9 protein-coding genes and 1 pseudogene are annotated in these 6,515 nt (G+C 37.1%); 8 read left to right on the top strand and 2 right to left on the bottom strand.

What is annotated here, in order from left to right; genetic code table 11:
* Positions 1 to 63: 63 nt before the first annotated feature.
* Positions 64 to 522: a YusW family protein gene (locus tag LD39_RS03190; protein ID WP_035542829.1), complete on the bottom strand. Its 459-nt coding sequence runs from the start codon at positions 520 to 522 to the stop codon at positions 64 to 66.
* Between the two features lie 160 nt (positions 523 to 682).
* Between LD39_RS03190 and msrB the strand changes: the two genes are divergently transcribed.
* From msrB to LD39_RS03175, 3 genes are all read left to right on the top strand, one after another.
* Positions 683 to 1,258 (top strand): peptide-methionine (R)-S-oxide reductase MsrB, encoded by a 576-nt coding sequence (gene msrB, locus LD39_RS03185; protein ID WP_035542827.1) that lies wholly within the window; start codon positions 683 to 685, stop codon positions 1,256 to 1,258.
* Positions 1,259 to 1,386: 128 nt separating this feature from the next.
* A complete protein-coding gene (locus tag LD39_RS03180; protein ID WP_052158706.1) occupies positions 1,387 to 1,851 on the top strand; it encodes an N-acetyltransferase in 465 nt (154 codons plus the stop codon).
* Between the two features lie 91 nt (positions 1,852 to 1,942).
* A complete protein-coding gene (locus tag LD39_RS03175; RefSeq protein WP_035542825.1) occupies positions 1,943 to 2,497 on the top strand; it encodes a nitroreductase in 555 nt (184 codons plus the stop codon).
* Between the two features lie 298 nt (positions 2,498 to 2,795).
* Here the strand turns inward: LD39_RS03175 and LD39_RS23765 are convergent, their stop codons facing one another.
* Positions 2,796 to 2,924 carry a hypothetical protein gene (locus tag LD39_RS23765; RefSeq protein ID WP_255349875.1) on the bottom strand — a complete coding sequence of 43 codons (129 nt, stop codon included), beginning with the start codon at positions 2,922 to 2,924 and terminating at the stop codon, positions 2,796 to 2,798.
* A gap of 143 nt (positions 2,925 to 3,067) precedes the next feature.
* Between LD39_RS23765 and LD39_RS03170 the strand changes: the two are divergent.
* The 5 genes and pseudogenes from LD39_RS03170 to LD39_RS03150 form a co-directional block, all read left to right on the top strand.
* A pseudogene (locus tag LD39_RS03170) lies at positions 3,068 to 3,448 on the top strand (DUF1801 domain-containing protein).
* Positions 3,449 to 3,604: 156 nt separating this feature from the next.
* Positions 3,605 to 4,213 (top strand): TetR/AcrR family transcriptional regulator, encoded by a 609-nt coding sequence (locus LD39_RS03165; RefSeq protein WP_035542822.1) that lies wholly within the window; start codon positions 3,605 to 3,607, stop codon positions 4,211 to 4,213.
* Positions 4,214 to 4,217: 4 nt separating this feature from the next.
* Entirely contained in the window at positions 4,218 to 5,132 is a 915-nt protein-coding gene (locus tag LD39_RS03160) for an ABC transporter ATP-binding protein (RefSeq protein WP_035542819.1), read from the top strand.
* Positions 5,133 to 5,136: 4 nt separating this feature from the next.
* On the top strand, positions 5,137 to 5,919 hold the full coding sequence (locus LD39_RS03155) for an ABC transporter permease (protein ID WP_035542817.1): 783 nt from the start codon (positions 5,137 to 5,139) through the stop codon (positions 5,917 to 5,919).
* A 70-nt stretch (positions 5,920 to 5,989) separates the two neighbouring features.
* Positions 5,990 to 6,515 (top strand): 3'-5' exonuclease (locus tag LD39_RS03150; RefSeq protein WP_035542814.1); only part of this gene is annotated, 526 nt, incomplete at its 3' end.

Genomic DNA, 6,515 nt, shown 5'->3' with positions numbered 1-6,515 from the left:
AAATAAAAAAACTAACAATAACAAACACCAACCTCGGATGCTATGTCTGAGGTTGGTGTTTGTTTAATTTTCATATTCTTTTTCTATCCCGTTTTTATAGGTGATATCTAACTCAAACTCTTTGTAAGTAGGGTTTAGATCTAAGATTTCAATGACCTCTTCAATGACTTCTTCCTCAGTGGAATCCTCATCAAAACTCATCTCCTGAAAGCGTGGGGACAATTGATTGTACGCCTTTTCACCAGTGACTTTTTGCTGATCGAGATCCTTGATGCTGGCTTTTATATTATTTTTAGTTTGATTGAATTCTACTTCATAGGAGACGCGATCAACATAATCAACTTCAAGATCAAACGTCTTAAATGTAAATTGATTTTTTTCTGCTGAATCTGCTGTGTATTCTACACTCATTGGTTGTGGAGTGTCTGCAGTTTCTTGTGTGAATGAATCATTTTCGTTGGTATTACATGCTGCTAATCCTACACATAATAATCCAGTGGCAATCATGACTTTTTTAATCAAATGTATCCCTCCATTTTTCTCTTCGTTCTACTAGGATGGCCAAAATGAGCTAAATTCATAAATAAGTAAAGGAAAATCTAAGCAATATAATTCGCTGCAATTACCGGTGGTGTTAAAATAATAGTAAGTTCCTCATATACAAGTGAGAGGAGGAAAGGATATGAAACGTGTGATTTCCGTAATAACCGTAATCCTTTTGGCCGTGATTGGGACATTGATTTTTAATAAGCTCACTGGAGAGGGGAAACAAGATATGGCAGAAACAGAAAAATTGATTATAAAGAAATTTGACGGAAGTGAAGTAACCTATACAGATCAAGAACTAAAAGAGGTTCTGACCCCGCTTCAATATAAAGTCACCCAAAAGGATGGAACAGAAAAATCCTTCGAAAATGAGTATTGGGATAATAATAAAGAAGGGATCTATGTAGATCTTTTATCCGGGGAACCATTATTCAGTTCTAAAGACAAATATAAATCAGGAACAGGATGGCCTAGCTTCACCAAGCCACTTGTCGAAGAGAATATTGTAACGAAAGAGGATCCGGGTATATTCGGAATGAGAACAGAAGTACGTAGCCAAGCAGGTGATTCCCATCTTGGGCATGTATTTAAAGATGGTCCTGAGCCTACAGGTTTACGTTATTGCCTGAATTCAGCTGCGTTAGAGTTTATTCCAAAACAAGAATTGGAAGCGAGAGGGTATGGCCGATTTATGGCCGAATTTGATTCTTAATCGACAAAGCAGAGGTTATCAATTAACCTCTGCTTTGTTTTATTCAGAACATTGCCATCACTTTACTTTTTCGGTAATATACATAAGAGTGCATTACGTTTGTATTTATATGTAAGGGGGCTTCAATAATGATTAAGTTAGTTCCGATGACACAAGAAGAGTACGACTCGAATATGGAAGCACAAATAGAGAGCTATGCTGATGAAAAAGTGAAAGCAGGAACTTGGACAGAAGAAGAAGCTTTAGCTCAATCACTTGAGACCTTTAAAAAGCTGTTACCCAAAGGATTAAATACTCCCGAACATCACTTTTTGTCTATTCGCTCAAATGATTGTAGCATAGGATACTTTTGGTATCATTTTGATCCTTCCAACTCCAAGAAGGAAGCGTTTATTTATAACTTTCTCATATTTGAAGATCACCAAGGGAAAGGTTCCGGGCAAAAAGCACTTTCTGAACTCGAAAGACATATAAAACTGGAAGGGGTTAAGAAGCTATCTCTTCACGTATTTGGCCATAATAAACGCGCAATCCATTTATATAACAAGTTGCAATTTGAAACTACCGATTTAGTGATGTCTAAATATTTGTAGACTAAGAACGTCATTTTAACTGCGTTTGACATAGTTGATGAGAACGATTATCATTATCGTAACAGAATAAATGATATGTAGGTGAGAGGATATGGAACATACAAAAACAGATCTAGCTAAAATTATACGCGAACGTAGATCAGTAAAGAGTGGATATCTCGATAAAGAGGTCCCAGCAGAATTAATTAAAGAATTATTGGAAGATGCTAGTTATGCTCCTACACATGGCCTAAGGGAACCATGGCGATTTATCTTTATCCCAACCGAAGAAACAGGCCAATTTGTGGAGGATCTAGTAAAAACGTTTCCTAAAGACATGCACGAAAATCGTCGTAATTATTTTAGCCAGCCAGCAGCCTTTCTTATTGCTGTGATGAAAGAGGACCCTCGCCAAAAACAATGGGAAGAAAATTTTGGTGCCATTAGTTGTTTCATTCAAAACTTCCAGTTGCTTGCTTGGGAAAGACAGTTAGGTGTCGTATGGAAAACCAACACGCAAATTCATGAGCCGAAAGTGCGAGAGTTATTGAATGTTGAGCCAGGTGAGAAAATTGTAGGATTCCTGCACCTTGGCTACTTTGATAAACAACCGAAACCAAAGCAGCGAACTCCAATTGAAGAAAAATTAACAATTTATAGAAAATAAACTAAGAGAGCACATCCTAACAGGGGAAGTGCTCTTTTCCTATTTATTGATTTTTTCGAGTTCATTCAAATACACATCGTCTACTGAACAGGCCTTCTTTATCATATATCAGTTAGCCAATCCTAGTTTATTTTTGCTGTTTTATTCAGCAGATTGTAGGTGGGGCTTTAATAGGGAATGGAGCTATTTAATATTTTTATTAGAACAAAAGCTCAAAGGCGCACTTCTAAACAAAGAAGGCGCCTTATTGATATATCCAAAGAGGTGAACACGCAACAGGTGACATAACAGTCTTATACTAGGAATACTTATTATCCTCTTCTTTATATTTTGAATCGAATGCGATTAAAACAACTTCTAATTTACTTTCTAATAACTTGATCTCACTTAGCTTTTCTGGCGAAAGATTTGCATAATCAAAAGACATGCCGCCACCTCCTTTATTATTTATTATCATCGAAATAGCTTGGGTTATTCCATAGAATATAAGGTAGAAGCAGGATAAACCAGATTCTTATCGAAATGAAAATAGAAAAACAGTGTTAAGTATGGGTTAAGGAGGATTGATTCATGTATGAATTGAAAACGATAGAAAATGACAATAGTGTTATCGTGTTTATCGAGGGTGTTAAGAGCTTTTAAAAGAGGGAAGATGCATACAGGTTATTGGATCTTTTCTCAGAAACCAGCGGTTATCGTGCTAAAATGTGGGGACCGAGTATTATTGGGTTTGGTTCATATCACTATAAGTATGAATCCGGACATGAAGGGGATGCCCCGCTTGTAGGCTTCTCACCAAGAAAGGCTAAAATCAGCTTATACTTTCCAGCAGGCACTCCTAATAGAGATGAACTATTAAATAACCTTGGCAAGCATCAAATGGGAAAGGCTTGCATTTACATAAATAAAATAGAAGACATTGACACTGACATACTAAAAGCCACGATTTAATAGTCGATAGAACATCTTAAAAAAGCTTATCCGGAGTCATAAGTTATATATAATTCAGATCTAAATTTGGAAGAGGATTGAAGAAATCCTCTATTTTTATGGTATCATATATATGAATATAAAAATAATTCATTCATACATTTAGAGGTGTTTATTATGCCAAGAGGATTTAACGAACAAGAGAGACAGGAGATTAAGCAGAAACTTCTTGAGCAAGGCAGAAATTTCTTTTCTAAGTACGGCTTAAAGAAGACAAGAATTAGTGAGTTAGCTGAAGCTGTAGGAATTGCTCCCGGTTCTTTTTATACTTTCTTTAACTCTAAGGAGGAACTTTATTTTGACATCCTTGAAATGGAAGAAGAAAAAATCAAACATTCATTTATTAATATGGAATTATTATCTGATTCCGATCCGAAGGCAGCCTTACGTGAACGTCTCTTCCGAACTTTAGAAGTAATAGATACGAATTCTCTCATTCGTCAAATGTATTTTGATGGAGATCGAGACCGACTTCTGAGAAAAGTTCCAAAAGAAAGATTAAGTGCACATTTTCAAAAAGATTCATTCGATTTACGTATATTTACAAATCAATGGAAAAAGTCAGGAGTGTTTCGAGATATAGATGATGACGTACTTGCAGGTTTATTTCGTTCGATCTTTTTATTGAGTACACATAAAGAAGAAATTGGTGGCGGGGTCTATCAACAAACGATGGAATTATTAGTTGAACTGGTTACAGATGGGTTGATTCTTGAGGAGGAGTAAAGATATGGAGGATATTATTCTCACAAGGAATCTGTCAAAAAAATATCAAGGATTTCATGTCGTACATGATGTGTCACTAAGCGTGAAAAAAGGAGAAATTTACGGATTTTTAGGACTCAATGGTGCAGGTAAAACGACAACCATCCGAATGCTGTTAGGCATGATCCGTCCCAACTCAGGGGCTTGTTTTATTCGAGGAAGGAATGTGAGCGCAGATAATTATGAGCTTTGGAAAGAAGTGGGATACATGGTTGAAACTCCTCACTCATATCCAGAGTTAACGGTTACTGAGAACTTAGAAATTGCTAGAAAACTTAGAGGCATGAATGATCGCAAAGCAGTAAGCCGAGTCCTCAGCCGCTTAAATTTAACACTTTATGAGAGTAAAAAAGCTAAGCATCTATCTTTAGGGAACAGGCAGAGGTTAGGAATTGCTAAAGCGTTGATTCATGACCCATCTATTTTAATCTTAGATGAACCCGCGAATGGTTTGGATCCAGCAGGAATTCTTGAGGTCCGTAAAATGCTCATAACCCTTTCTCAACAAGGCATAACTATTTTCATCTCCAGTCATATCCTTGATGAAATCTCTAAAATCGCATCAAAAATAGGCATTATTCACAAAGGACAATTAATGCGAGAATTAGGAAAAGAGGAATGGGAACGTGAACGCCAGAAACGTGTGCTTATTCGTACGTTGGATAATGATGGTGCTCTAAAGAAGCTTACCAATAAAGGCTATACTGCCTCCAATCGGGAAGGGGAGATTCTTCAGATTCTTGGTGAAGTTGCTGCAAAACATCCTGAAATAATAACTTCTTATTTAGTTAGGGAAGGTTATCCACCTTCTATGATTTATGTAGAAGAAGAAAATCTGGAGTCTTATTTTCTAAGGATAATCAATGGAGGAGGCAAGTAATTGCATGAAGTATCTAAGTAGCCTGATGTGGGCAGAATTCCTGAAGTTTCGAAAATCTAAAGTTATATGGATCACTTTTTTAGCTTTCTCCATGCTTCCGCTCATGGGCGGATTTTTTATGTATATTTTAAAGAATCCTTCTTTAGCTCAACAAGCTGGATTGATTGGTGCCAAAGCTCAATTAGCAGGCAGTGCTGATTGGCCATCCTATATGATGCTCCTGGCACAAGGAATCGCTCTCGGAGGACTATTCATATTTGGATTCATTACAAGTTGGATTTTTGGAAGAGAGTTCTCTGACAATACAGTAAAAGACTTATTGGCTTTGCCTTTTCCAAGAATTATGATTGCTATCGCTAAATTTAATATCATAGGGATCTGGTCAATTGTATTATCGTTATGGGTTATTGCTCTTGGATTCGTCATTGGATGCCTAGTAGGTTTACCTTTATGGTCTACATCCGTGTTGCAAGAAGGCATGAATGTTCTATTAGTCACAACCTTACTTACTATCTTGCTGAGTACACCTGTCGGTTGGATTGCCTGTTACGGAAGAGGGTACCTAGCTCCACTTGGGTTCATAATATTAACCATGGTTTTCTCACAAATCATAGCTTCGATTGGTTATGGTCGATACTTTCCTTGGTCAATACCTGCATTGTTCTCCAATGTAACAGGAGTAGAAGGAACCCTTCCGCTTACAAGCCTATTCATCGTATTGGTCACTGCTCTGACCGGGTTTGTGAGTACACTTGGATTTTGGCGATTCTCTGATCAAGATGAATAAAACATGACGATAGACGAGCAGCCTTTGACCCTTTATGATAGAGATATACAGTGGGTAAAGGAGTCTGAAAATGAATTTTATTGCACTTGATTTTGAGACGGCTAACTCATCAAGAGATAGTGTTTGTTCTATCGGTTTGATTGAGTATGAACAAGGACAAAAGAAGAAAGAATACTATCGTTTAGTTAAGCCAAAACGAAATTATTTTTCTTCGATGAATATAAGTATTCATGGTATTAAAAAAGAAGATGTAGAGGACGCTTATGAATTTGATGAATTATGGAGAGAAGAAATAAGAGAGTTAATAGAAGGAAAATTCCTTGTCGCTCATAACGCTCAATTTGATATGGGTGTGCTTAGAGCGGTCCTGGATCAGTACAACCTGCCTTATCCTATGCTTGCTTACAACTGCACCGTTAACATCTCAAAGAAGACGTGGCAGCTGCCTAAGTATAATTTGAAAGCTGTTTCCGACTATTTAGGTATCCAGTTAAATCACCACCATGCATTAGATGATGCACGGGCAGCTGGCGAAATCTTAGTGAGGGCAGGAGAACACCTGGATGCATCAAACATAAAAGAGCTTGTTGATAAAT

Source organism: Halobacillus sp. BBL2006 (assembly GCF_000786645.1).
Classification (GTDB): Bacteria; Bacillota; Bacilli; order Bacillales; family Halobacillaceae; genus Halobacillus.
This window is presented reverse-complemented; position numbering and strand designations above follow the sequence as displayed.